Annotated in this window: 22 protein-coding genes; 13 read left to right on the top strand and 9 right to left on the bottom strand. The window is 65.2% G+C overall.

All coding sequences use genetic code 11. The features are described 5' to 3' along the window. The first annotated feature begins 24 nt into the window (after positions 1-24). The 8 genes from AC1DYD_RS01900 to AC1DYD_RS01865 all read left to right on the top strand — a co-directional run bounded on the left by AC1DYD_RS01900 (position 25) and on the right by AC1DYD_RS01865 (position 7,842). Positions 25-732 carry a FadR/GntR family transcriptional regulator gene (locus AC1DYD_RS01900; protein WP_478171041.1) on the top strand — a complete coding sequence of 236 codons (708 nt, stop codon included), beginning with the start codon at positions 25-27 and terminating at the stop codon, positions 730-732. Positions 733-780: 48 nt separating this feature from the next. After that, a complete protein-coding gene (locus AC1DYD_RS01895; RefSeq protein ID WP_478171040.1) occupies positions 781-1,776 on the top strand; it encodes a sialic acid TRAP transporter substrate-binding protein SiaP in 996 nt (331 codons plus the stop codon). Between the two features lie 9 nt (positions 1,777-1,785). After that, entirely contained in the window at positions 1,786-2,343 is a 558-nt protein-coding gene (locus AC1DYD_RS01890; RefSeq protein WP_478171039.1) for a TRAP transporter small permease, read from the top strand. 52 nt (positions 2,344-2,395) lie between these two features. Further along, positions 2,396-3,790: a TRAP transporter large permease gene (locus tag AC1DYD_RS01885; RefSeq protein WP_478171038.1), complete on the top strand. Its 1,395-nt coding sequence runs from the start codon at positions 2,396-2,398 to the stop codon at positions 3,788-3,790. Positions 3,791-3,805: 15 nt separating this feature from the next. Next, the gene (locus AC1DYD_RS01880; protein ID WP_478171037.1) at positions 3,806-5,332 is read left to right on the top strand and encodes a UxaA family hydrolase; all 1,527 of its coding nucleotides are present in this window, start codon (positions 3,806-3,808) and stop codon (positions 5,330-5,332) included. Between the two features lie 4 nt (positions 5,333-5,336). After that, the gene (locus AC1DYD_RS01875; protein WP_478171036.1) at positions 5,337-6,278 is read left to right on the top strand and encodes an SMP-30/gluconolactonase/LRE family protein; all 942 of its coding nucleotides are present in this window, start codon (positions 5,337-5,339) and stop codon (positions 6,276-6,278) included. A 5-nt stretch (positions 6,279-6,283) separates the two neighbouring features. Further along, the gene (locus AC1DYD_RS01870; protein WP_478171035.1) at positions 6,284-7,342 is read left to right on the top strand and encodes a malate/lactate/ureidoglycolate dehydrogenase; all 1,059 of its coding nucleotides are present in this window, start codon (positions 6,284-6,286) and stop codon (positions 7,340-7,342) included. Between the two features lie 95 nt (positions 7,343-7,437). Beyond that, positions 7,438-7,842, top strand: coding sequence for a YjjA family protein (locus AC1DYD_RS01865; protein WP_478171034.1), 405 nt, complete (start codon positions 7,438-7,440; stop codon positions 7,840-7,842). Between the two features lie 98 nt (positions 7,843-7,940). On the opposite strand, the gene katG is transcribed toward AC1DYD_RS01865, so the two are convergent. Further along, the gene (gene katG / locus AC1DYD_RS01860; RefSeq protein ID WP_478171033.1) at positions 7,941-10,157 is read right to left on the bottom strand and encodes a catalase/peroxidase HPI; all 2,217 of its coding nucleotides are present in this window, start codon (positions 10,155-10,157) and stop codon (positions 7,941-7,943) included. 130 nt (positions 10,158-10,287) lie between these two features. Further along, entirely contained in the window at positions 10,288-10,932 is a 645-nt protein-coding gene (gene slmA, locus AC1DYD_RS01855) for a nucleoid occlusion factor SlmA (protein WP_478171032.1), read from the bottom strand. Between the two features lie 122 nt (positions 10,933-11,054). On the opposite strand from slmA, the gene galE reads away from it, so the two are divergent. Further along, complete coding sequence (gene galE, locus AC1DYD_RS01850; protein ID WP_478171031.1) at positions 11,055-12,074, top strand: UDP-glucose 4-epimerase GalE; 1,020 nt, start codon at positions 11,055-11,057, stop codon at positions 12,072-12,074. Between the two features lie 9 nt (positions 12,075-12,083). Here galE and argB read toward each other — a convergent pair whose 3' ends face one another. Further along, positions 12,084-12,977 carry an acetylglutamate kinase gene (gene argB / locus AC1DYD_RS01845; RefSeq protein WP_478171030.1) on the bottom strand — a complete coding sequence of 298 codons (894 nt, stop codon included), beginning with the start codon at positions 12,975-12,977 and terminating at the stop codon, positions 12,084-12,086. 252 nt (positions 12,978-13,229) lie between these two features. Beyond that, positions 13,230-14,324 carry a glycosyltransferase family 4 protein gene (locus AC1DYD_RS01840; RefSeq protein WP_478171029.1) on the bottom strand — a complete coding sequence of 365 codons (1,095 nt, stop codon included), beginning with the start codon at positions 14,322-14,324 and terminating at the stop codon, positions 13,230-13,232. 44 nt (positions 14,325-14,368) lie between these two features. Between AC1DYD_RS01840 and AC1DYD_RS01835 the strand changes: the two genes are divergently transcribed. Further along, a complete protein-coding gene (locus AC1DYD_RS01835) occupies positions 14,369-15,148 on the top strand; it encodes a glycosyltransferase family 2 protein (protein WP_478171028.1) in 780 nt (259 codons plus the stop codon). Here the strand turns inward: AC1DYD_RS01835 and AC1DYD_RS01830 are convergent. The 4 genes from AC1DYD_RS01830 to AC1DYD_RS01815 form a co-directional block, all read right to left on the bottom strand. Further along, a complete protein-coding gene (locus AC1DYD_RS01830) occupies positions 15,094-17,046 on the bottom strand; it encodes a glycosyltransferase family 2 protein (protein WP_478171027.1) in 1,953 nt (650 codons plus the stop codon). The two genes, AC1DYD_RS01835 and AC1DYD_RS01830, sit on opposite strands and share 55 nt — an antisense overlap. A 224-nt stretch (positions 17,047-17,270) precedes the next feature. Continuing rightward, the gene (locus tag AC1DYD_RS01825; protein ID WP_478171026.1) at positions 17,271-17,429 is read right to left on the bottom strand and encodes a hypothetical protein; all 159 of its coding nucleotides are present in this window, start codon (positions 17,427-17,429) and stop codon (positions 17,271-17,273) included. Positions 17,430-17,460: 31 nt separating this feature from the next. Then, on the bottom strand, positions 17,461-18,453 hold the full coding sequence (locus tag AC1DYD_RS01820; protein ID WP_478171025.1) for a glycosyltransferase family 2 protein: 993 nt from the start codon (positions 18,451-18,453) through the stop codon (positions 17,461-17,463). Then, entirely contained in the window at positions 18,450-19,097 is a 648-nt protein-coding gene (locus AC1DYD_RS01815) for a hypothetical protein (protein ID WP_478171024.1), read from the bottom strand. Before AC1DYD_RS01815 ends, AC1DYD_RS01820 begins: the two co-directional genes overlap by 4 nt. 115 nt (positions 19,098-19,212) lie before the next feature. Between AC1DYD_RS01815 and AC1DYD_RS01810 the strand changes: the two genes are divergently transcribed. Genes AC1DYD_RS01810 through AC1DYD_RS01800 form a run of 3 tightly spaced genes read left to right on the top strand, consistent with a single transcriptional unit; the run spans position 19,213 to position 22,181 of the window. Further along, positions 19,213-20,631 (top strand): mannose-1-phosphate guanylyltransferase/mannose-6-phosphate isomerase, encoded by a 1,419-nt coding sequence (locus tag AC1DYD_RS01810; protein WP_478171023.1) that lies wholly within the window; start codon positions 19,213-19,215, stop codon positions 20,629-20,631. Next, positions 20,628-21,431, top strand: coding sequence for an ABC transporter permease (locus tag AC1DYD_RS01805; RefSeq protein WP_478171022.1), 804 nt, complete (start codon positions 20,628-20,630; stop codon positions 21,429-21,431). Before AC1DYD_RS01810 ends, AC1DYD_RS01805 begins: the two co-directional genes overlap by 4 nt. Before the next feature lie 6 nt (positions 21,432-21,437). After that, the gene (locus AC1DYD_RS01800; protein ID WP_478171021.1) at positions 21,438-22,181 is read left to right on the top strand and encodes an ABC transporter ATP-binding protein; all 744 of its coding nucleotides are present in this window, start codon (positions 21,438-21,440) and stop codon (positions 22,179-22,181) included. A 253-nt stretch (positions 22,182-22,434) separates the two neighbouring features. Here AC1DYD_RS01800 and AC1DYD_RS01795 read toward each other — a convergent pair whose 3' ends face one another. Beyond that, positions 22,435-25,602, bottom strand: a complete 3,168-nt coding sequence (locus tag AC1DYD_RS01795) for a glycosyltransferase (RefSeq protein WP_478171020.1) — start codon at positions 25,600-25,602, stop codon at positions 22,435-22,437. Between the last annotated feature and the right edge of the window lie 16 nt (positions 25,603-25,618).

Here is a 25,618-nt window from a genome sequence, read left to right as displayed (position 1 = left end):
AAACCCCTCCCTTCGAAACCCCACGTGCCGCTGCAAACCGTCGAGCCCCAGCGCCTCTATCGGCAGATCGCCGACCAGCTGCGCGCGCTGATCGCCCGGGGCGAGTTCGCGGTCGGCGCGCGGCTGCCGGCCGAGCGCGATCTGGCCAAGCAGCTCGGCGTCAGCCGGCCTTCGGTGCGCGAAGCCCTGATCGCGCTCGAGGTCGAGGGCTGGGTCGAGGTACGCACCGGTTCGGGCGTCTACGTGCTCGACCGCTCGCACCGGACCGCGGCGCCCGTGGCGGCGGCCGAATGGGGCCCGCTCGAGCTGATCCGCGCGCGCCGCGTGGTCGAGGGCGAGACCGCGGCATTGGCCGCCACGTCGGCCAAGCGCCGCGACGTCGATGCGATGTCGCGCGCGATCGAGACCATGCGCGAGATGGCCGACCGCAACGTGATGCCGCTCGAGGGCGACCGGGCCTTCCACCTCGCGATCGTCGATGCCTGCGGCAACGTGGTGCTGTCGGAGACCGTGCAGGGCTTCTGGGATTCGCGCAACGGGCCGATCTTCACGCGGCTCGGCGGCTACTTCGAGACCGTCAAGTCCTGGCGCAGCGCGATCGCCGAACACGAGGCCATCCGCGACGCCATCGCCGCCCGCGACGCCGACGCCGCCCGCCGCGCGATGCACGCGCACATGGACAAGTCGCACCAGAGATTCAGCGCGAGCTGGCGCCGCGCGAAGGCCTCCTGATCCCAGCCAAGTCGGCGCTTCCTTTCCCACCACAACGGAGACACATCGATGACCAGCAAACGCCTCGCCCTCAAGACCTTCGCGGCCTGCGCCATCGCGGCCGGCGCGCTCGGCGGCTTCGGCCTCGCCCAGGCCCAGACCAAGCTCAAGTGGGCCCACGTCTACGAGACCTCCGAGCCCTTCCACAAGTACGCGGTCTGGGCCGCCGAGGAGATCAAGAAGCGGACCAGCGGCAAGTACGAGATCCAGGTCTTCCCGGCCTCCAGCCTGGGCAAGGAATCGGACATCAACCAGGGCCTGACCCTGGGCACGGTCGACATCATCCTGACCGGCGCGAGCTTCGCGGGCAACACCTACAAGCCGCTCGCCGTCACCTACTTCCCGTTCATCTTCCGCGATTCCGAGCACCTGCTGAAGTACGCGCAGAGCGACGTCTTCAAGGAACTCGCCAAGGGCTACGACGACAAGAGCGGCAACCACATCACGGCGCTCAACTACTACGGCGCGCGCCAGGTGACTTCGACCGCGGCCAAGCCGGTGGCGAAGCCGGAAGACATGAAGGGCCTGAAGATCCGCGTGCCCGACGCGCCGGCCTACCTGGCCTTCCCGAAATCGCTGGGCGCCAACGCGACGCCGATCGCCTTCGCCGAGGTCTACCTGGCGCTGCAGAACGGCACTGTCGATGCGCAAGAGAATCCGCTGCCCACGATCGAGGCCAAGAAGTTCTTCGAGGTGCAGAAGAACATCTCGCTGACCGGCCACATCATCGACTCGCTGCTCACGGTGGTCTCGGGCCAGACCTGGGAGAAGCTCTCGGCCGACGAGAAGAAGGTCTTCACCGAGGTCATGCAGGAGGCCGCCGAGAAGACCGGCCGGGAGATCATCGCCTCGGAGATCCGCCTCACCGACGAGTTCAAGAAGAAGGGCAACAACGTCATCACGGTCGACAAGAACGCCTTCCGCGAGGCGGTGCTCAAGAACACCAAGCCGACCGACCACGGCTACCGCCAGCAGGACTACGACCGCATCCTCGCGATCAAGTAAGGCGCACCGATGACCGAGCAGAAGATCATCGACGACGAAGGCCACTTCCATGCCGAGGACGAAGTGGTCGACCTCTCCGACACCATCGCCGAGGGCTGGATCGCGCTGGCGCTGTTCTGGCTGCTCGGCCTCACGGTGTTCTACCAGTTCGTCACGCGCTACGTGATGAACGACTCCGCCGCCTGGACCGAGGAGGTCGCGCGCTACATGCTGATCGGCGTGGTCTTCATCGGCGCGGCGATCGGCGTCTCGAAGAACAACCAGATCCAGGTCGACTTCTTCTACCGCCACATGCCCAGGGCGATGGGCCTGTGGATGTCGAAGGCGGTCGACCTGGTCCGCTTCGCCTTCTTCGCCGGTGCGGTGGTGATGACGGTGCAGATGATGCTCAAGATCGGCGGCCGCACGCGCATGACCATCGTCGACCTGCCGATGAACATCGTCTACGGCCTCTGCCTGTTCGGCTTCGCCGCGATGGCCTGGCGCTCGGTGCAGGTGGCGCGCATCCACTGGCGGCGCGGCTACAGCGTGCTCGAGCGCCCCGAATCCACCCTGGCGGACCATTGAAGACCTTGCGGGACAGACCAAGAAACTGCGCACTGACTCAATAAAGACCCCCATGCTCAAGATCTTCTTCCTGGTCTTCATGGCCGGCGGCATCCCGGTCGCGATCGCCATGGCCGGCGCCTCGCTGGCCTACATCCTGATGTCGGGCGGCCTGCCGCCCTTCGTCGTGATCCATCGCATGGTCAGCGGCATCGACAGCTTCCCGCTGCTGGCTGTGCCCTTCTTCATCCTGGCCGGCAACCTGATGAACAACGCCGGCATCACGACCCGCATCTACAACTTCGCGCTGGCGCTGGTGGGCTGGCTCAAGGGCGGCCTGGGCCACGTCAACGTGCTGGGCTCGGTGATCTTCGCCGGCATGAGCGGCACCGCGATCGCCGATGCCGCCGGCCTCGGCACCATCGAGATCAAGGCCATGAAGGAGCACGGCTACGACACCGAGTTCGCGGTCGGCGTCACGGCCGCCTCGGCCACGCTCGGGCCGATCATTCCGCCCAGCCTGCCCTTCGTGATCTACGGGATGATGGCCAACGTGTCGGTCGGCGCGCTGTTCCTGGCCGGCATCCTGCCGGGCGCGATGATGGCGATCCTCATGATGCTCACGGTGGCCTACTACGCCCACAAGAACAAGTGGGGCGGCGACGTCAAGTTCTCGAGCACGCGGCTGTTCAAGGCGCTCAGCGAGCTGGCCGTCGTGATCGGCTGGCCGCTGCTGATGTGGGTGGCGATCAGCTGGCTGGGCACGCCGCCGCAGATCACGGTCTTCGCCGGGCTGGCCGCGCTGTTCGTGCTCGACCGGATCTTCCGCTTCGAGGCGCTGCTGCCGATCATGACGCCGGTGCTGCTGATCGGCGGCATGACCACCGGGCTCTTCACGCCGACCGAGGGCGCGATCGCGGCCTGCGTCTGGGCCATGATCCTCGGCTTCGCCTGGTACCGCACCCTGTCCTGGAAGATGTTCGTCAAGGTCTGCCTCGACACCATCGAGACCACCTCGACCGTGCTGTTCATCGTCGCCGCCGCCTCGATCTTCGGCTGGATGCTGACCGCGACCGGCGTCACCGCGGAGATCGCGAGCTGGGTGCTGGGCTTCACCGACAAGGCCTGGGTCTTCCTGCTGCTGGCCAACCTGCTGATGCTGTTCGTCGGCTGCTTCCTGGAGCCCACCGCGGCGATCACGATCCTGGTGCCGATCCTGCTTCCGATCGCCACCCACCTGGGCGTCGACCCGATCCACTTCGGCCTGGTGATGGTGCTCAACCTCATGATCGGGCTGCTGCACCCGCCGATGGGGATGGTGCTGTTCGTGCTCGCGCGGGTCGCGGGCCTGAGCTTCGAGCGCACCACCATGGCGATCCTGCCGTGGCTGGTGCCGCTGATGCTGAGCCTGGCCATCATCACCTACATGCCGTCGCTGGTACTGTGGCTGCCGAGAATGTTCTTCTAGACAAGGACCCCCACGATGAACCCCTTCATTCGACTCCATCCCGCCGACGATGTCGTCATCGCGCGCGGCCAGCTGGTCGGCGGCACGCCGGTCGAGGGCGTGACGGCGCGCGGCCTGATCCCGCCCGGCCACAAGATCGCGGTGCGCGCCATCGCCGAGGGCGAGCCGGTGCGCCGCTACAACCAGATCATCGGCTTCGCGAGCAAGCCGATCGCGCCCGGCGAGCACGTGCACACGCACAACCTCGACATGGGGCCGGACAAGGGCCACTTCGAGCGCGACTACGCCTTCGGCGCCGACGTGAAAGCGCCGCCACCGAAACGCGAGGCCACCTTCATGGGCATCAAGCGGGCCGACGGCCGCGTCGCGACGCGCAACTACATCGGCGTGCTGACCAGCGTCAACTGCTCGGCCACCGCGGCGCGCGCCATCGCCGACCACTTCTCGCGCCAGACCCACCCGGCGGCGCTGGCCGACTATCCGAATGTCGACGGCGTGGTGGCGCTCACGCACGGCACCGGCTGCGGCATGGACACCGGCGGCATGGGGATGCAGCTGCTCGAGCGCACGCTCACGGGCTACGCCACGCATCCCAACTTCGCGGCCGTGCTGGTGGTCGGGCTCGGCTGCGAGGCCAACCAGATCAACGCCTGGCTGGCCACCGGCCACCTGAGCGAAGGCGAGAACTTCCGCGTCTTCAACATCCAGGACACCGGCGGCACGCGCAAGACGGTGGAGAAAGGCGTGGCGCTGATCAACGAGATGCTGCCGAGGGCCAACGCCGTGAAGCGCGAGCCCCTGAGCGCGGCCCATATCACGATCGGGCTGCAGTGCGGCGGCTCGGACGGCTATTCGGGCATCAGCGCCAACCCGGCGCTGGGCGCGGCGGTCGACCTGCTGGTGGCGCACGGCGGCACCGCGATCCTGTCGGAGACGCCCGAGGTCTACGGCGCCGAGCACCTGCTGACGCGCCGCGCCGTGCGGCGCGAGGTCGGCGAGAAGCTGGTCGAGCGGATCCGCTGGTGGGAGCACTACACGGCCATCAACGAGGGCGAGATGAACAACAACCCCTCCCCCGGCAACAAGGCCGGCGGGCTCACGACCATCCTCGAGAAGTCCCTCGGCGCGGTGGCCAAGGGCGGCACCAGCAACCTCGAGGCGGTGTACGAGTACGCCGAGCCCGTGACCGCGCACGGCTTCGTCTACATGGACACGCCGGGCTACGACCCGGTCAGCGCCACCGGCCAGGTGGCGGGCGGCGCCAACATCATCTGCTTCACCACCGGCCGCGGCTCGGCCTATGGCTGCGCGCCCTCCCCCTCGCTCAAGCTCGCCACCAACTCGGCGCTGTGGCAGCGCCAGGAAGAGGACATGGACATCAACTGCGGCGAGATCGTCGAGGGCACGGTGTCGATCCAGGAGATGGGCCAGCGCATCTTCGAGCTGGTGCTGGCGACCGCATCGGGTGAACCGTCGAAGAGCGAACGCCACGGCTACGGACAGAACGAGTTCGTGCCCTGGCAAGTCGGCGCGGTGATGTAGCGCGATGGCCTCATCCCATCAAGCGCCATTCGGCACGCTCGAAGGCACCGGCATCGAGAAACTCGATCCGCGCTTCAACCGCCTGGTGCCCGGGCCCGAGAAGGTCGAGCGGCTCTGGACCGGCGCCCGGTGGTGCGAAGGGCCCGCCTGGTTCGGCGCCCATCGCACGCTGGTCTGGTCCGACATCCCGAACAACCGCATGCTGCGGCTCGACGAGCGCAACGGCACGGTCGCGGTGTTCCGCGAACCGGCCGACAACTCGAACGGCAACACGGTCGACCGGCAAGGCCGGCTCGTGACCTGCGAGCACCTGACACGGCGCGTGACGCGCACCGAGCACGACGGCAGCGTCACGGTGCTGGCCTCGCACTGGCGGGGCTTGCGCCTGAACTCGCCCAACGACGTCGTGGTGCACTCCGACGGCGGCATCTGGTTCACCGACCCGAGCTACGGCATCCTGAGCGACTACGAAGGATTGCGCGCCGAGAGCGAGATCGGCGGCTGCAACGTCTATCGCATCGATCCCGCGAGCGGCGCGGTCGAGCGCGTCGCCGACGATTTCGTCAAGCCCAACGGGCTGGCCTTCTCGCCCGACGAATCGATGCTCTACATCGCCGACACCGGCGCCAGCCATGCGGACGACGGGCCGCGCCACATCCGCCGCTTCACGGTCTCGGGCGATGGCCGGCGGCTGGGCGGCGGCAGCCTGTTCGCGGAATGCACGCGCGGCCTGTTCGACGGCTTCCGGCTCGACACCCAGGGCCGCATCTGGACCAGCGCCGCCGATGGCGTGCATGTCTACGATCCCGACGGCAGCCTGATCGGCAAGATCCTGCTGCCCGAGCGCGTGGCCAACGTCTGCTTCGGCGGCCCGAAGCGCAACCGCCTCTTCATCTGCGCCACCAGTTCGCTCTACGCCATCACCGTCAACGCCAAGGGAGTTTGATTCACATGTCGCAAACACTGCAAGCCGCCTTCCTGCGGACCCAGGTCGCCCGCATCCTCGAGGCGGCCGGCAGCACGCCGGCCGAGGCCGGGCAGGTCGCCGCCAACCTGGTGCTCGCCAACCTGAGCGGCCACGATTCGCATGGCGTCGGCATGCTGCCGCGCTATGTCGATGCGGTGGCCGAAGGCGGGCTGGTCCCGAACGCGGCCGTCAAGATCAACCTGGACACCGGCGCCATGCTGGCGCTCGACGGCCAGCACGGCTACGGGCAGATCGTCGGCGTGCAGGCGATGGCGCTCGGCATCGCGCGGGCCCGGCAGCACGGCAGCTGCATCCTGTCGCTGGCCAGCGCGCACCACCTCGGCCGCATCGGCCACTTCGCCGAGATGGCAGTGGCCGAGGGGCTGGTGGCGATGCACTTCGTCAACGTGCTGTCGCGGCCCGTGGTCGCGCCCTGGGGCGGCGGCGACGGGCGCTTCGGCACCAACCCCTGCTGCATCGGCGTGCCGCTCGCCGGGGCCGAGCCTTTCATCCTCGACTTCGCGACCAGCCGCGTGGCGCAGGGCAAGATGCGGGTGGCCTACAACAAGGGCGAGCGCGTGCCGCCGGGCCACCTGATCGACGAGCACGGCGCACCGACCGACGACCCCGGCGTGGTGGTCGTGCCGCAAAGCAACGGCTTGTTCGGCGCCCTGATGACCTTCGGCGAGCACAAGGGCTACGGCATGGCCGTGGCCTGCGAACTGCTCGGCGGCGCGCTGACCGGCGGTGGCACCTGGCACCGGCCGGCCGACACGGCGCGCACGGTGCTCAACGGCATGCTGGTGGTGCTGATCGACCCGGCGAAGCTGGGCACGCAGGCGAGCTTCGAACTGGAGGCCAAGGCCTTCGTCGACTGGCTGCGCCAGAGCCCGCCGGGTGCCGGCTTCGACGCGGTGCGGATCGCGGGCGAACCCGAGCGCAAGGCCCGCGCGACCCGCGAACGCGAGGGCATCTGGCTCGACGACGCGACCTGGGGGGAGATCGTGGAGGCGGGACGCAAGGTCGGGGTCACGGTCGCCTGAGCACGGCGACCACCAACTGTTTCAATGTCGTCGCGGCAGGGCCGCGGGCTTGCGCTATGGTTTCCCCAACCATTCTCGAAGCACGAGGAGCCGACATGAACCCCCTCCGACAACGTTTCATGCGCGTCAGCGCGATCGCCCTGCTGCTCGGCAGCGCGGGCTTCGCGCAGGCCCAGTCGCTCGACATGCTCAAGGGCCTGGCCGGCGGCGCGACCGGCTCGATGTCCGCGGGCAGCATCGGCAACGCGGCCGGCGTGATCGAGTACTGCCTCAAGAACAACTACCTGAGCGCCGACGGCGCCTCGGGCATCAAGGACCAGCTGATGGGCAAGATCCCGGGCGGCAAGCCGGCCTCGGACCCCGGCTACGTCGACGGCTCGCAAGGCATCCTGACCGGCGCCGATGGCAAGAAGATGGACCTGACCGGCGGCGGCCTGAAGCAGAAAGTCACGCGCAAGGCCTGCGATTTCGTCCTAAAGCAGGCCAAGGGCATGCTTTAGTAGGCCCCCACGCTCCCCCACTGCGTGTGGGTCGCTGCCCCCCGAGGGGGCCGCAGGCCGCCTTGGGGCGGCCCGGCGCCGGCCTGGCGCCGGCCGGCTCAGGCGATGTCGAAGCGGTCGAGATTCATCACCTTGGTCCACGCCGCCACGAAGTCGTCGACGAACTTCTGCTGCGCATCCGAGCTGGCGTAGACCTCGGCGAGGGCGCGCAGTTGCGCGTTCGACCCGAAGACCAGGTCGACGCGCGTCGCGGTCCACTTGAGTTCGCCGGTCTTGCGGTCGCGTCCTTCGAACTGGTCCTTGGCGTCCGAGACCGACTTCCACTCCGTGCCCATGTCGAGCAGGTTGACGAAGAAGTCGTTGCTCAACGTGCCCGGCTTCCGGGTGAAGACGCCGTGCCGGGTCTGCCCGAAGTTGGCATCGAGCACGCGCAGGCCACCGACGAGCACCGTCATCTCGGGCGCCGTCAGCGTCAGCAACTGCGCCTTGTCGACCAGCAGCGCCTCCGCGGGCACGCTGAAACGCGCCTTCACGTAGTTGCGGAAGCCATCCGCATACGGTTCCAGCGGCGCGAAGGAGAGCTCGTCGGTTTGCGCCTGCGAGGCGTCCTCGCGCCCCGGCGTGAAGGGCACCTTGACCTCGCGGCCGGCGTCGCGGGCCGCTTTCTCCACGCCCGCGCCACCGGCCAGGACGATCAGGTCGGCGAGAGACACCTTTTTGCCGCCAGTCTGCGCGGCGTTGAAATCGCTGCGGATGCCCTCGAGCGTCTGCAGGACCTTCGCCAGCTGCTCCGGCTGATTGACGGCCCAATCCTTCTGCGGCGCGAGACGGATCCGCGCGCCGTTCGCGCCGCCCCGCTTGTCGGAGCCGCGGAATGTGGATGCCGACGCCCAGGCCGTCGAGACGAGCTGCGCAGGGGTGAGGCCCGAGGCCAGCACCTTCTTCTTGAGGGACTCGACATCCTGCGCGTCGACCAGGGGATGGTCGACCGCGGGAATCGGGTCCTGCCAGATGAGTTCTTCGGCAGGTACCTCCGGCCCGAGGTAGCGGGCGCGCGGCCCCATGTCACGGTGGGTGAGCTTGAACCAGGCGCGCGCGAAGGCATCGGCGAGCTGAGCGGGATTCGCAAGGAAGCGCCGCGAAATCTTCTCGTAAGCCGGGTCCATGCGCAACGAAAGATCGGTGGTCAGCATGGTCGGCGCGCGGCGCTTGGAAGAATCGTGCGCGTCCGGAATGGTGCCGGCACCGGCGCCGCCCTTGGCCACCCACTGGTGCGCGCCTGCAGGACTCTTGGTCAACTCCCACTCGAAGCCGAACAGGTTCTCGAGGAAGTTGTTGCTCCACTTCGTCGGCGTGGTGGTCCATGTCACTTCGAGGCCGCTGCTGATCGTATCGCCGCCCTTGCCGGTGCCGAAGCTGTTCTTCCAGCCGAGGCCCTGGTCCTCGAGACCGGCCGCCTCGGGCACGTGCGAGACATGGGTCGCCGGCGCGGCGCCATGGGTCTTGCCGAAGCTGTGGCCGCCGACGATCAGCGCCACGGTCTCTTCGTCGTCCATCGCCATGCGAGCGAAGGTCTCCCGGATGTCATAGGCTGCGGCGATCGGATCGGGGTTGCCGTCCGGACCTTCAGGATTGACGTAGATCAGCCCCATCTGCACGGCGGCGAGCGGGTTCTCCAGCTTCCGGCCTTCCTCCTCGACATCTTCCGGGCCGTGGGCGTAGCGCAGGTCGCCGCCCAGCCAGGTCGTCTCGCGACCCCAGTACACATCCTGATCCGGCTCCCACACGTCGGGGCGGCCGCCGCCGAAGCCGAAGGTCTTGAAGCCCATGGTTTCCAGTGCGACATTGCCCGCGAGAATCATCAGGTCGGCCCACGAAATCTTCTTGCCGTACTTCTGCTTGATCGGCCAGAGAAGGCGCCGCGCCTTGTCGAGGCTCACGTTGTCCGGCCAGCTGTTCAGCGGCGCGAAGCGCTGCTGGCCGCGGCCGCCGCCTCCTCGTCCGTCGCCGGTGCGGTAGGTGCCGGCGCTGTGCCACGCCATGCGGATGAACAGCGGGCCGTAGTGCCCGAAGTCCGCCGGCCACCAGTCCTGCGAGTCCGTCATCAAGGCGGCGAGGTCCTTTTTCACCGCAGCCAGGTCGAGGCTTTTGAACGCCGCGGCGTAATCGAAGTCTCCGCCCATGGGGTCGGATTTCGACGAATGCTGATGGAGCAGATCCAGGCGCAACTGCTTGGGCCACCAGTCGCGGTTCGTGGCGCCATCGCCTGCGGCCTCGGTGAACGGACACTTGGCTTCGGTCTTCTGGTTTTCCATGTGGATCTCCTACGTTGTGCGATGACAGGGAAGGAGATCGATTTTGTGGCAGAAGCGGCCCTCGCGGGAATAGATACCCTTTATGCCAACCATAGTGCGCGCCAACGGGCGCTCGGCCAGATGGCTCGCGTCAGAGCATCAGCGCCACGGCGGCGTCGAGGTGCTCCGACGGGGCGCGCCGGAAGCCCGAGCGCGCGAAGCGCTGCAGCCGCCCGACCACGAAGGCCGTCAGCGCCGAAGCCCGCACCTGGGCGTCGACGCTCGGTGTCGCCGAGCCATCGCCCGCCGCCGCGTCGCGCAGCGACTGGCGCAGGGTCGCCTCGATCTTGTCGAAGAACTGGTTCATGCGGCTCTGCAGGCGCTCGTTCTCGAACACCAGCGCATCGCCCACCATGACGCGAGTCATGCCCGGATTCTTCTCGGCGAACTGGACCAGCATCGCGACAATGCGCGCCGCCTGCTCGTGGCCCGGGGCGTCGCGCTCGACGATCTGGTTCACCAGCGTGAACACGCTCTGCTCGATGAAGTCGATCAGGCCCTCGAACATCTGTGCCTTGCTGGCGAAATGGCGATAGAGGGCGGCCTCGCTGACCTCGAGCCTGGCGGCCAGGGCCGCCGTGGTGACACGCTCGGCCCCCGGCTGCTCGAGCATGGCCGCCAGGGCCTGGAGGATCTGCACGCGCCGTTCGCCCGGCTTGGGGCGTTTGCGCGCCGGTACGGCCACCGGTTCTGAACTGCTTGTGGCGCCAAGGGCGCTCGGCTCGTCGTTCTGCATGGGCGCGTGCAAAATGTAAAAAATTGATTCTCGCACAGGGACGTTAGCGCGCGCCAACCGGACAAGCCCTGCCTGTCGCGCAGAATCGACAATGATTTCACGTTCCAACGCCAAGACAGACCATGACCCCAACGATTCTCGTGACCGGAGGCGCCGGATTCATCGGCAGCCACATCTGCGTGGCGCTGGCTGCCGCAGGGTATGCGCCCCTGGTGCTCGACAACCTGGGAAACAGCGACGTCCGCGTCTTCGACCGGCTGGCGCGCATCAGCGGCGAAGCGCCTCGCTTCATCGAAGGCGATGTGCGCGACCGCGCCTTGCTGGACCGGCTGTTTGCCGAACAGCCGATCGCCGGCGTGATCCATGTCGCCGGCCTGAAGGCGGTCGGCGATTCGGTGGCCGACCCGATCAGCTACTACGACAACAACGTGCACGGCAGCTTCGTGCTGGCGGCGGCGATGCAGGCTGCCGAGGTGCGCACGCTGATCTTCTCGTCCTCGGCCACGGTCTACGGCGAGCCCGATCATTCGCCGATTCCGGAAGACGCGCCGCGCCGGCCGGCCAACCCGTACGGGCGCTCGAAGCTGATGGTCGAGGAGGCGCTGGGCGACCTGCAGCGCTCGGACCCACGCTGGCGGATCTCGCTGCTGCGCTATTTCAATCCCGTGGGTGCCCACGAAAGCGGGCTGATCGGGGAGCACCCGCAGGGCCGGCCGAACAACCTGATGCCCTTCGTCTGCCAGGTCGCGGTGGGCCTGCGCGACAAGCTCGCGGTCCATGGCGGCGACTATCCGACCCCCGACGGCACCGGCGTGCGCGACTACGTCCACGTGATGGACCTGGCCGAAGGCCATGTGGCGGCGCTGCGGCACGCCGAACGGCAGCCGGGGCTCGCCGCCCTCAATCTCGGCACCGGCCAGGGCGCATCGGTGCTCGAGGTGGTGAAGGCCTTCGAGCGGGCGAGCGGCCGGCGCATCGCCTGCGAGATCGGCCCGCGGCGCCCCGGCGACGTCCCGGCCTATTGGGGCGATCCGGCGCTGGCCGAGGCCACGCTAGGCTGGAAGGCCAAGCGCAGTCTCGACCAGATGTGCGCCGACAGCTGGCGCTGGCAGCAGGCCAACCCCCGGGGGTATGACCGCTAGCTCAGGCGCTCAGCGGGCCCGGATCATGGTGCCGTAGGCCTGGTCGGTCAGGATTTCCAGCAGCATCGAGTGGGGCACCCGGCCGTCGATGATGTGGACCGCGTTGACGCCGCTCTTGGCGGCATCGAGCGCGCCTTCGATCTTCGGCAGCATGCCGCCGGAGATGGTGCCGTCGGCGAACAGCTCGTCGATCTCGCGCGCGCTCAGGTCGGTCAGCAGATTGCCGTTCTTGTCGAGCACGCCGGGCGTGTTGGTCAGCATCATGAGCTTCTCGGCCTTCAGCACGGTCGCCAGCTTGCCGGCGACGACGTCGGCATTGATGTTGTAGCTCTCGTTCTCCTCGCCGAAGCCGATCGGGCTGACCACCGGGATGAAGGCGTCGTCCTGCAGCGCCTTGACCACGCTCGGGTCGATCGAGACGATGTCGCCGACCTGGCCGACGTCGTGGTGCAGGTTGGGGTCGTTGCGGTCGGCCATCTTGAGCTTCTGGGCCCGGATCAGGCCGCCGTCGCGCCCGGTCAGGCCCACCGCCTTGCCGCCGGCCTGGTTGATCAGGCCCACGATGTCCTGCTGCACCTCGCCGGCCAGCACCCACTCGACCACCTCCATGGTCTCGGAGTCGGTCACGCGCATGCCCTGGATGAAATGGCCGGTCTTGCCGAGCCGCTTGAGCGCCGCCTCGATCTGCGGGCCGCCGCCATGCACCACCACCGGATTCATGCCGACCAGCTTCAGCAGCACCACGTCTTCGGCGAAGTCGGCCTGCAGCTCGGGGTCGGTCATGGCATTGCCGCCGTACTTGATGACGATGGTCTTGCCGTGGAACTTGCGGATGTAGGGCAGCGCCTGGGCCAGGATCTCGGCCTTGTCGCGCGGGGGGATGTTCAGGACAGGATCGGTCATGTCAGAGCGATGGAAAGAGCAGAACCTGGATTGTGGCGGAACTCCACGCCACCCGGCCGGCGCAGCCAGGCCCGTTGGTGAAACACCGCGGAACCGGCTTTGCCAGGCCGCTGGTGTTGCCCCCGGCAGGGGGCTGAGGGCCGCGGCTCCAAGCCTGCCTGCGCAGGCTTGGACGGCCCGAAGAGCCGCTGCCTCTGGCAGCGACTCGAGGAGGGCTACACGCAGTGAGCCCGACCTGGGGGCGAGCAACAGTCAGGGCCGCAGCCAGCGAGGCACCTTGAAGCGCACGATCATCAGATAAGCCGCCACGTAGGTGGCGACGAACAGGGCACAGAAGGCCATCAGCACCAGCGTGTTGTTCCAGAACAGCACCGCCGGCACCACGGTCAGCGCCGCGAAGATCCACAGGTAGGGCGAAGTGCGGTTGTTGCGCGCAAGCAGCTGCCGCGCCTCGTCGTCGGCAAAGGCCACGCGGACGATGCGGCGGAAGATCAGCTGGTGGAAATGCAGCGCGTCGGCATCGCCCGGCGACTGGCCGCGCGCCACCTTGCGGTAGATCGAGAACACGGTCTCCCACACGGGGTAGATCAGCAGCAGCATCGGGAACCAGGGCGACACCACCCGGTGCCTTTGCACCAGCGTGACCGCGGCCACAGCGATCACCATGCCCCAGACGTAGGCACCGCCGTCTCCGGCGAAGATCTTGCCGCGCGGATAGTTCCAGATCAGGAAGCCCAGCGTGGCGCCGACCAGGCAGATCATCATGGCCGCCAGCTGGCGGTCGCCGACCTGCAGCGCGACGTGGGAGATCGCCAGGCAGACCAGCACCGCCACCGTGCCGGCCAGGCCGTTGTAGCCGTCGATGATGTTGAAGGCATGCGGCAGGCCGCCGATGGCCAGCGCCGCGAACAGCATCGCCGCATAGGGCATGGCCTGCAGCCAGCCATCGACGACCGGAATGCCGACGCGCGCCAGGCCGAGGTTCAGCACCCAGCACAGCAGCAGCGCGGAACCGATCGTGAGCCCGAGCCGGTAGCGCACCGAGACCCGCTGGGTCACGTCCTCGATGATCCCGCCCAGCACCGCCGGGGCGATGCACAGCAGCGTCAGCGCCGAAGCCTTGAGCGGCCAGGAGACATTGAACGGATCCGGGCCGAGGCCGGCGACCAACCAGGCCACGCCGGTGCCGATGAAGATGCCGGCCCCTCCCAGCCGGGGCACGTGGCCCTTGTGGAAGCGCTGCGGCATGTCCGCGGCATAGCGCCGGGCGTGCCGGCGGGCGCGGCGCATGAACACCTGCACGGCGAAGGCGGAGAGGAGGAAACTGATGACGATCAGGGCAATCATGGGGTGTTGGCGGGAACCCTAGAATTCCCGAGCGAAATTAGACCATGCCGATGACCCCTCCCCCTCCTGCCTCCCTCACGGTGTCGATCGTGAGCCACGGCCAGCTCGACCTCGTGCGCCCCCTGATGGAGGAGCTCGACCGCTTCAGCCGCGGCACGGTCGCCAAGGTGGTGCTGACGATCAACATCCCCGAGCCCGACGCGCTGGCGGACCTGGCGTGGGGTTTCGAGGTCGAACGGATCGAGAACCCGGCGCCCAAGGGCTTCGGCGCCAACCACAACCAGGCCTTCGAGCGCTGCGCGACGCCGTGGTTCCTGGTGCTCAACCCGGACATCCGCTTCGACCGCGACATCCTGGCGCCGCTGGTGGCGCAGGCGCGTCCGGACGCCGGCCTGCTGACGCCGCGCATCCTCGAGCCGGGCAAGGCCGAGCCCGAGCAGCACCGGGCGATCATCACGCCGCACGAGATCCTGGTGCGCCGGCGTCCAGGCTACGTCCGCCCGGCCGTGCCGCACTGGATTCCGGGGCTCTTCATGCTCTTTCGCAGCGAGGCCTACCGCCGGATCGGCGGCTTCGACGAGCGCTTCTTCATGTATGGGGAAGATTTCGACATCTGCGCCCGGACCCAGCTTGCCGGCTGGAAGCTGCAGGTGGCCGAGGACCTGCTGGCCCTGCACGATGCGCGGCGCGCCAGCCGCAGCAGCCGCAGGCACCTGTACTGGCACGTGACCAGCCTGCTGAAAGTGTGGGGGTCGAAGACCTTTTGGCGCTACCGAAGGTTGGTGGGTGACTCGAGCGGGGCCAGGCGCGGCGGCCATGCGTAGCTGAAATCCTCGAAATCGAGCGTGAGATTCGGGCTGTAGGCAGGGTCTTCCCGCAATGCCTTGCCCCAGCGCTCCAGCACGTATCGCAGCTCGCCATCGTGGCGCGCCTTCTTTTCGGGGGCTGCGTCATCGCCGCGGGTCGCCGACTCATGGTGAAACAGCTCCGCATACGGCGTCCACACGTTGCGATAGCCGGCCTCACGCACACGCAAACAGAAATCGATGTCGTTGTACGCGACCTTCAGATTCTTCTCGTCGAGACCACCCACCGACTGGTATATCTCCTTGCGCACCACCATGCACGCCGCAGTGACGGCAGACAGGGACTGAATCAGAGCGGCCCGCTGAAAATGACCCGGATCACCCGCCTGGGACCGCTTGTGAGAGTGGCCAGCGACGCCGCCGATCCCCAGAATCACCCCGCCATGCTGGAGCCGCATGTCCGAATACCAGAGCCGTGCACCCACCGCGCCCACCCCGGGCTGGAGCGCCAGCCCGACCATCTCCGAGAGCCAATCGGGCGATATCACCTCGATGTCATTGTTGATCAGTCCAACGAACTCGCCGCTTGCCAGTTCGACAGCCTCATTGTTGAGCGCCGAATAGTTGAACGGCCTGTCGTCGCGAACGACGCGAATGCCCGGCTGCTCTTCGAGTTGGCGGAAGTAGTCGAGCGCAACCGGGTCATCCGATCCGTTGTCGACCAGAATGATCTCGTAGCGCGGATAGCTCGTCTTCCGCTGGATGCTCTCGATGCACTGCCTCACCAGTGCCGCAGCGTTTCGCGTCGGAATGACGAGCGACACCAGCGGTGGCGGATCAGGCAGATCGTAGTGGGCCCGATAGCCGTCGGGGGTGTACGCCACATGCCCGCGCACTCCCGTGCGCACGAAGTGCTCGTTCAGCGCGCGCACGCCCGCCTGCTGCGCATAGGGCTTGGCCTGCATCGACGTCGCCGTGCTCGCTTCATGCACACGCCAGTGATAAAGCACCCTCGGGATGTGATGCACCTGTCCTGGTGCGGCACGCTCGATGCAGCGCAGGACGAGGTCATAGTCCTGCGCGCCCTCGAGCCCTTCCCTGAAGCCGCCCAACGCCCGGACCAGGTCGGTGCGGAAGGCCCCCAAGTGCGAGAACATGTTCTGCGACAAGAACAGATCGAGGTTCCAGTCAGGCTTGAAGTTGGGCGCCGACCGCACGCCCTGACCGTCGATCTTGTCTTCGTCGGAATAGATCAGGCGCGCTTCCGGATGGCGATCGATCGCATCGGCCAGCCAGAAAAGGGCATGCTCGGCCAGCACGTCGTCGTGATCCATCAGTGCAATCCACGGCCCGCTGGCCAATTCGAGCGCACTGTTCGACGCCGCGGAAATATGCCCATTCCGCGGCCTGAATACCACCTTGATGCGTGAGTCGAGCGCAGCGTATTCGCTCAGCAATGCACGGGTCGCTTCCGAGGGCGATGCGTCGTCGGCAATGCACAGCTCCCAGCACGGGTAGATCTGCCGGCGCACGGATTCGATCGCCTCGCGCAGCCACGCCGCGTCGGCATCGAAGACCGGCATGACGACCGATATCAGAGGTGTACGGCCCATGGTCGCGATGCGCTGCCTCATCAGGGCGCGGAGTCCGTCCGTCGTCGTGTCGTAGCGCTTCACCCACTCGCCGTAGTGCTTGCGATCCAGCGTCCCGGCATCTGCCATGCGAGGAGGACCTTCGCCGCGCAAGAGGATGCCAAACGAGGTTTTCAGACCTCGCAAGCCCGACTGCCTGAAGATCAGCCAGGTCCGCCCCAGCATGCCGGTCACGCCGCCGCCCTTGTAGACCGCAGCAGGCAGGACCTGGACCATCCGCCAAACACGACGGGCCCGCGCGGCAAGCATTGAAGCGGCAGACATATCAGTGCTCCACCACGTGATCGCGTGACCCGCGACGCATGAAACCGGCGCAGCCAAATGCCAGGGATACCGCGGAACCGGCTTTGCCGGGCCGCTGGTATCGCCCCCTCGAGGGGCTGAGGTCCGCGGCTCCAAGCCTGCCTGCGCAGGCTTGGACGGACCCGAAGAGCCGCTGCCTCTGGCAGCGGCTCGGGGCGCCGCAGGCGCTTCGGGGGTGTTTCATCCTAGGCTGCGGCGCGGCAGCGCCTCCAAAAGCCCCGGATCACGGGCAGCTTGGTCGCAGCGTCGAAGGCTCGAACGATGAAGTCGGCGCCGTTGTAGAACGGGATGACGACGACGACCGAAGGCCGGGCGGCGGGGGTGGATTCGTTGTTGTCGGGCATTCGGCGAGGCGGGGTGATTCTTCGGGCGGTCTCAGACGGATTCGAACAGGTCGCGGACGACGCCGCGCGTGCCGCGGCCGAACTTTTCGTAGCGGCCGGTCATGGCTTCGCGCAGCACCGGCAGGCAGCGCGCCACGCGTGACGCCGGCAGCGCGGCCCGGAAGCGCTGGTGTTCCAGCTTGTCGCGCAGCTTCTGGATGGTATCCGGAGCCACCTGGTCGCCCAGGGAAAGCAGCCGCTCGAGCAGGAGTTGGGCCTTCAGGGCCCGCTCCTGGTGCGTGGAGCCGCGCGAGGCCAGGGCTTTCCTGACCTTTTCCGTGAAGGAATCGCGGCGCGCGCCGATCTGGTTGCTTTCGTGCTGGCGATAGTCGATCAGCGCGTCCTCGAGCACGTCGACCCGGCCGATCGCCGAGGCGACGATGCCCAGCCACTCGTCGTGCAGCCACTCCTTCGGGAAGTCCAGCGCCTGCGCGAGCAGGGAGCGCCGGAACAAGGTGGTCGCGCCGGTGACCAGATTGCGGCGCAGGAAGACGTCGAAGGCGCGACCCTCGTGGATCCAGGCCCGTTCGAAGGGCTTGACCTCCAGCGCATGGAACAGCGACAGCCCGAGCTCCTTCAGGTCGTCGTCGACCAGCCGGGCGTCGCTGTGCAGCAGCAGCAGGTCGGGGCGCCGGTCGAACGGGGCCACCATCCGCGCGAGGCGGTCGGGATGCCAGACATCGTCCTGGTCGCTGAGGGCGATCAGGTCGCCGGTGCAGGCGCGCACGGCCTGCTCGAAGTTCTTGGTGACCCGCAGGGCGGGCACGTTGCGGATCGCGCGAAAGCCGATCGCCAGGCCCGGGCGCTCGCGCAGGCAGGCCTCGAGGGCGTTCTGCGCCAGCTCGACGCAGCCGTCGTTGGAGGCGTCGTCGGACAAGACGATGTCGGCCGGAGGCAGGGATTGCAGGCAGATGCTGCGGACCTGCTCGCCGACGAATCGGGCGCCGTTGTGGGTGCAGAGGGCGACGGAGACGGAGAGGGTCATGGGGCTGCGGCGCCGGCGATCCAGGGCACGCGAGGCGGCCAGGCCAGGCCGAAATCCTCGGCATGGGCCGTGAGGTTGGGGTTGTAGGCGGGGTCGTCGGCGATCAGTTCAGGCCATTTCGACCGCATGTAGTCCTGCTCCCGGTCGAAGCGCTGGCGCTTTGCCGACGACGCATCGGGTCCTCGCGTCGCAGATTCGTGATGGAAAAGCTCCGCATGGGGGTCCTGGGCCAGGATGGCGTCGATCGACGGCGCCAGGACGGGCATCTGGTCCGTGCTCGCTGCAAGCACGATCGAAAGCGAAGGCCGCACGAGCTGGCCGGTCCTGCGGGCGCAGAAGGGATCCGGCATCCCGGGGGGCGGTGCGTCATACGGACGAATCCATTCGGCGTAGCTCTGGTCGCTCCTCGATGAGGCCGGGCCCGGTGCCGGTTTCCGCCCCAGTCGCCGGCTCAGCCAGCGCAAGGGCGCCGAGAACCGCCAGCTGGTCGACTGGCGCATGGCCTGCAGCTGTTCCTCGAGCCCCGTCACTTCCGAGGTCAGGCGCCTGACCTGGCGGTGCAATTGGGCCTTCTCCTGGTCGACGCTGCGCGGGCGGGGGCTGCTCGGCTGGTGCGTCGTTGGCAGGGTGGGCTGTGTAAACATCGTGGGTGAACTGCGGCATGGATCGGTGACAAGCCGAGGCCTCGCGGCCCCGGGCTCCGAGGCCGGCTGGAGTCGGACCGGTAAAATTATCGCCCGTCCAGAACTCAGGAAAAAAATGCGCTTGCTTTCAGTTGTGCTCTCGGGAGGCGCAGGCTCCCGCCTGTGGCCCGCTTCGCGCCAGGCCTTTCCGAAGCCTTTCATGAAGCTCGGTGGCTCGACCCTGCTTCAGCAAGCGGTCGAACGAGGGCAGGCCTGCGGTACCGGCGACCTGATGATCGTCACCAACAAGGACCACCTGTTTCTCACCAAGGATGTGTTGCGGCAGATGGCCGACCCGCCCCAAGCCACGCTGCTGCTCGAGCCCAAGGGCCGCAATACCGGGCCCGCCATCGCGCTGGCGGCGCTCCAGTGCGTCAGGCAATTCAGCGGGGATACCGTGATGCTGGTGCTCTCGGCCGATCATCTGGTGCCGGACGTCGAGGCCTTCGTTGCCAGCGCCAGCCAGGCTTTCAGGCTCGCCGCACAAGGCGCCTTGGTTGTTTTCGGCATCAGTCCCACCAGCCCGGACACCGGCTTTGGTTACGTCGAGGTGGAGCACGTGTCGCGCGAAAGCCAGCGTGCCAAGCGCTTCGTGGAAAAGCCGGACCTCCAGACCGCGCAGGAATACCTCGCAACCGGCCGTTACTACTGGAACAGCGGCATGTTCTGCTTCAGCGCGGACGCCATCATCTCGGCCTTCGAGCGGCACGCACCCGAGCTGCTGGTCGCCGCGCGCCGCGCGCTCGAATCGTCGCAGACAGCGAACGACACCGTCCAGTTCAACCTGCATGACTTCGGCCTGCAACCGGACATCAGCATCGACTATGCCGTCATGGAACGCGCCGACAACGTCCATGTGGTGCCGGCCAAGTTCAGCTGGAGCGACGTGGGTTCCTGGCCTTCGGTGGCCAAGGCGCATACCTCCGATGCCAGCGGCAACAGCATGCCATCGAACACCGTTGCGATCGACACCACGGGAACACACGTCCAGGTCGACAGCCACGGCCCGAAGGTGGTCGCGACATTGGGCGTGCATGATCTCGTGATCGTCGACACGCCGGACGCGCTGCTGGTCGCTCACAAGGACAGTGCGCAGGACGTCAAGAGAATAGTCGACACCTTGAAGGACCGTCAGCATGAGGCGGTCAATCTCCCGGCCGTGGTGCATCGGCCGTGGGGCACCTATGCCTCTCTCAAGGAGGAAGACGGCTACAAGGTCAAGCGCATCACGGTGAAGCCCGGCGAATCGCTCTCGCTGCAATACCACCATCATCGCGCCGAACACTGGGTGGTCGTGCAGGGTACGGCGCTGGTCCAGGTCGGCGACGTGGAATACAAGACCCTGCCCGGCGAGTACAGATACATCCCCTTGAAAGAAAGACATCGTTTGACGAATACAGGCAAGGACGAGCTGGTGCTCATCGAAGTGCAGTGTGGGGCCTACCTTGGAGAAGACGACATCGTGCGGCTTGCCGACACCTACGGACGCGTATGAGCCAGGCACATTCGAATTTGCATCGCAGCGCCTGGGGCGACTGGTGGGAGGGCGCCCGTCGMACCGATATCTGGTGGACTCTCGCCTGGTTCGACATCGTGCTTCGCTATCGCCGCTCGATGCTGGGCCCGCTGTGGCTCACGCTCAGCATGGGCGCGATGATCGGCGGCATGGGGCCGCTCTACAGCTCGCTATTCGGCACCGAACTGTCGAAGTTCTTCCCCCACCTGGCACTCGGCATCATCTTCTGGGGATTTTTCTCGGCCATGGTGACGGATTCCTGCAACGCGTTCATCGGATCTGCGAACTATCTGAAGCAGGGTTATTTCCCGATCAGCCTTTTCGTCTGGCGCAGCATGGCGCGCAATCTGATCCAGTTTGCCCATCAGATCGTTCTATACATTCCCGTGGCGATCTGGGCCGGCGTCTCGCTGGGGTGGTCGGCGCTGCTCTTCGTGCCGGCTTTCCTGCTTGTGCTGATCAATGCGCAAGCCGTGGGCATTGCGCTCGGCCTGGTCTGCACGCGGTTTCGCGACGTCACGCAGATCGTCACCAGCGTGATGCAGATGCTGATGTTCCTCACGCCCGTGTTCTGGCTGCCCTCGAGCCTACCCGGACGCGCGAAGTACATCCTCTGGAACCCCTTCGCTCAGATGCTGGACCTTCTGCGCACGCCGCTGATGGGCGGGGTCGCCGAGAGTCATAACTGGTGGGGGATTCTCGGCTGGACGGCCGCGACCCTGATCGTGTCGAGCCTGCTCTTCGCGAAATACCGCCGCCGCGTCGTCTACTGGCTGTAACTCCACATGGCTCTCATTTCTCTCAAGAACGTCTCGGTCAATTTCCCGATCTACGGGGCCGGAGCGGCCTCCTTCAAGAAGACGCTGGCTGCCTCGGTGACGGGTGGGCGCTTCGGCAAGGAAACCGGTGTCAACGTAGTCCAAGCTCTCAGCAACATCGATCTCGAATTGAACAGCGGCGACCGCCTCGGACTGATCGGCCACAACGGTGCCGGCAAGTCGACCCTGCTGCGCGCGCTGGCTGGCGTTTACGAACCTTCGTCCGGCGAATTCATCCGACAGGGGACGGTCTCCAGTTTGATCGATCCTTCGTTGGGCATCGAAGCGGACGCCACGGGCATCGAGAACATCATGCTGCGCGGCCTCGTGATGGGAATGAGCAAGAAGCAGATCGACACCTTGACTCCCGAAATCTGCGAATTCAGCGGGCTCGGCGAATACGTCAACATGCCGGTGCGCACCTACTCGACAGGCATGCTGATGCGCCTTGCTTTCTCAATCTCCACCAGTGTGCAGGCCGACATCCTGCTGATGGACGAATGGCTGTCGGTCGGCGACGCCGAATTCACCCACAAGGCCGAGCAGCGCATGAAGGATGTGGTAGCGAAGTCCGGCATCCTGGTGCTGGCCTCGCATTCACCGGAACTGATCGCGAAGGAATGCAACCGGGTCATCCACCTGGAACACGGTCGCATCGTCAGTCAGTCCGTGACCGAGCCGGTCAACCTGCCTCCCTCCGCCGCAGCCTGATTTCCTCCAGCCGCGCGGCAACGCGCCGGCCGGGGGCCTCCAGCGACAAGTTGGCTTCCGCGCAGGCCTTCAGCGAGGCGGCGTCCAGGTGTCGCCCCTGGCCCCGCCTTCGCCAAAGAGCGCGTCCTTCTCCGAATCTTCAGCGACACCACGCTGGGTCACCCGATCCCTTTCGCCTGCGCGGCCACGCCGCGCTGATCCCAGAGCTCGGTAAGAATGAGGAATTACCGGAAGGGGTCCGAGGCAGTCATCGCTACGACGTTTTTCGAGACTGACGTTCCGCGAACAGCACATCGAGCCGCTTGCGCATTGCTTTCCCTACGGCCGCAGGGTTATAACTACGCAATACGTGCTCGCGCGCGGCTTTACCGCGCCTTATTCCCTCCAATGGATTTTCTGCTGCTTTTCTCATAATCTCCACTGCTGCATTTTGATCGGGTTCAGCCCAAGATTGCCCCTGAGACCAGGGATATTCATGGGACCCCAGAGGGCGCAAAATGTAGGGCACCGGATAGCCGGTTTTATCCGACAGAAAATCAGTAGAGCCAGAATAGTCGGTTCCGATAACGATACGCTCAAACGTCATCGCCTCGGCCATTCCAAGCCCGAACCCCTCTGCTCGATGCAAAGATACATAGGCGTCCGAAGCGCGGATCAAGCCGAGGATTTCTTCGCGAGGCATGTTCCGATCAAATATCAGGATGCGCGGATCCTCCACCACGGCTGCTTCGATCACTGCCTTTATATCGGGATAGTGATCGGCCGCCCCCGTGGACTTGATTACCAGACCAACATTCTCATCACCGTTCGGGAAGGCGCGCTGGAAAGCCTGGAGCACTCCAAGCGGATTTTTTCTGAATGGCGAGGAAAAGTAATCGAAGCTGAACATGAAATAAAAACGCCCCTCTTCCATTCCGAAATGCCTTCGTTCTGGATGAACTCCGCTGGTGTCCTCCATCGCTGGAGGCATGACAGTAATCGGGCCTGTGAAGATGTGGGAAAACGCGTCAGCAATGAACTTGTTGGGCGCCCAGATTTCATGGATATTCTCCAGATTCTTTTTCCATTCCTCTGGCGCCCTTGAAAGCTCCCAATAGGTGCAGAGGATGTTGTACGAGTTTTTTAAAAGCTTGGGACTGAGCGTCCGAAAAACCTCCGACACCTGATCTCCTGCCACCTGAATGACATTGATTTCGTAAGGGTGATTTACGTCATACCGCTGTTGCATGTACGGCCCAATCAAGCGGGTCTCAATGCCAACTTGAAATGGATAAACTGCAAATGGCAGTCCGGCCGACTCAGCGGCTTTCAAGTTTGCCCGAAAAGCTTGACCAAGTCCTAATGCACCTTCGGCATAGCCGATAAACAAGGCGCCGGGACGCAACATCTCCGATTCGCTTGTGCCGCGCGGAATTTGCAATGTCTTCTGCACGAGCCATTGCATTCTCGTTTGAAAGTACGGGCCGATCACTTGTTTCGACGAAGCCGAGATCGCGCGCCTCCATCCTTGAAGTTCCAATTGGTCGGCAAAGAAGGTGAATAAGAAACCGGCTCGTCGAATGGTGCGTGCGACCAAGCCCTTCCACCGAATGGAGGCTATCGAATGCGGAGTAGACTGGTCCTCAGAAGCGGAAGACGCCCGCGACCGATACCCTCTTCCCGCGTTGCCCGTTCGGAGCGAAGGAAGTTTGCCCTCGTTTTCTGCGATGAGCGCCCGACGGATCGCAAGACTGCTCTCCCGCCAAGAAAACTTCGTGCGAATGGTTCGGACACCCGATTCCGAGAGAAGTCGATATTGTTTGGCATCCATATCGTTTGCCTCGAACAAAAGGGCTGTCAGATGCTCGATCGAGGGCTCCCACCAAGACCCGACATCACCGAACCCCTTGTCAGAATAGTCGGCTCTGATCGGGACGCCATCCAGCAACAAGGCGCCAGGAACTGCGAAGTCCGAGGTGCCGCTGAAATTTCCGAAGATGGATGGAGTGCCGCAAGCCATAGACTCGGCGACGCCGAAACCAAACCCTTCCGAGCGCGACGAGCAGATTGTGAAATCAACGCTGCGGTACACGGTTGCCAACGACTGCTCGTCCATTGCGGCCAAACTCTCGTATACGGAAATTCCGTCGGCGTAATACTCGGCAATTCTGAAAGTCTTCCAGACGCGAATACTATCTGGAACCGGCAACGTTTTCACTATGCCGATACCCATCAAGATCAGTTTGGCATTTGGCTGCGATGGATGGAATGCTCGCCATGCCTTGAGCATGACGTCGAGGCCTTTACGATATTGATTACGCGAGAACCATAGAAATGTCTTTCCATCTACAAAACGCTGTGACGGCCCCCAAGGTTGAAAAATATCGCTTTCGACTCCAAGTGGCGCATAATGAACGCGCTTGACTCCGACTTGCTTCAACACGTCCACGCCCCAGCGTGAAGTGGTGAGAACCATTTTGTAGCGCTCTTTGAATGCCAGCCATGATTCGGGCGGGCGCGAAGTCTCCCATACGGTGTAAAGATAATCGAAAGGCTCGACCCCGAGGTGCGAAAAGGTGAGCCGCGCCGCATCGGGGTGAACGAGGCCGTATTTCGTTAAATACGGATGAAGATTCCTGTTGATGATATTCCAGGAGTCAGTTTCGATTGACTTGTGATCCTGATGCGCAACATATTGCCCCAAAAATTTCCGCGCGAAAAGTTGCTTGTTCTTCTTTAGATAGTTCAGTTTGAACTGACTCGGCTTTGACGAAAAAGTGGAACTTGTCCAATGCTCGATTTGAGAATGCGGAAGATAAGCACAAGTGTATCCTGCGTCTCGCAGACGAAAACCGAAATCTGCATCCTCATGATAGAAGCCATAGTCGTTGTCGAGAAATCCCACCTTGTCTATCGTCGACATTCGCACGCCCGCGAAGGTCAATTCACAGAAATCCGCTTCGAGCCGATGAGGATTACCGCAAGGTGGTGTGAAATCATGGGCGAAAGTCAGTTCTTCAAGATTCCAGAAAACGCGATAGGCAAGTTTTCTGAGGGAGGCCGCTTCGTCGACAATGATTTGCGCCGGCGCCACGATTCCGAGATCGGGATCTTCCAACAGTTCGGCGAGAAGTTCGCGCATCACGTCGGTGGTGAAGGTTATGTCGTTATTTGCCACAAAGACGAAATCACAGCCACGCTCCCTGGCTATTTCGGCACCGATGTTGCAGGCCTCGGTGTAGGTGTGTGCTCGCCCTAGCTGCCGGAGGGCGACGCCAGCTCTGCGACACACGTCTTCAGTATTGTCCGTGCTCCCCTGATCAATCACCACGACCAGTTCACTCGGAATTCGAAGCGTGGGCAACATCCGTTCGAGGAGTTTTGCTCCGTTGATCGATGGAATGGCGAGGAGGGATTTCCTCAGTGCGGTCTCAATTAACATGATTGTCTTGAATTGG

The organism is Variovorax sp. P4_B11, assembly GCF_056402355.1.
This window is presented reverse-complemented; position numbering and strand designations above follow the sequence as displayed.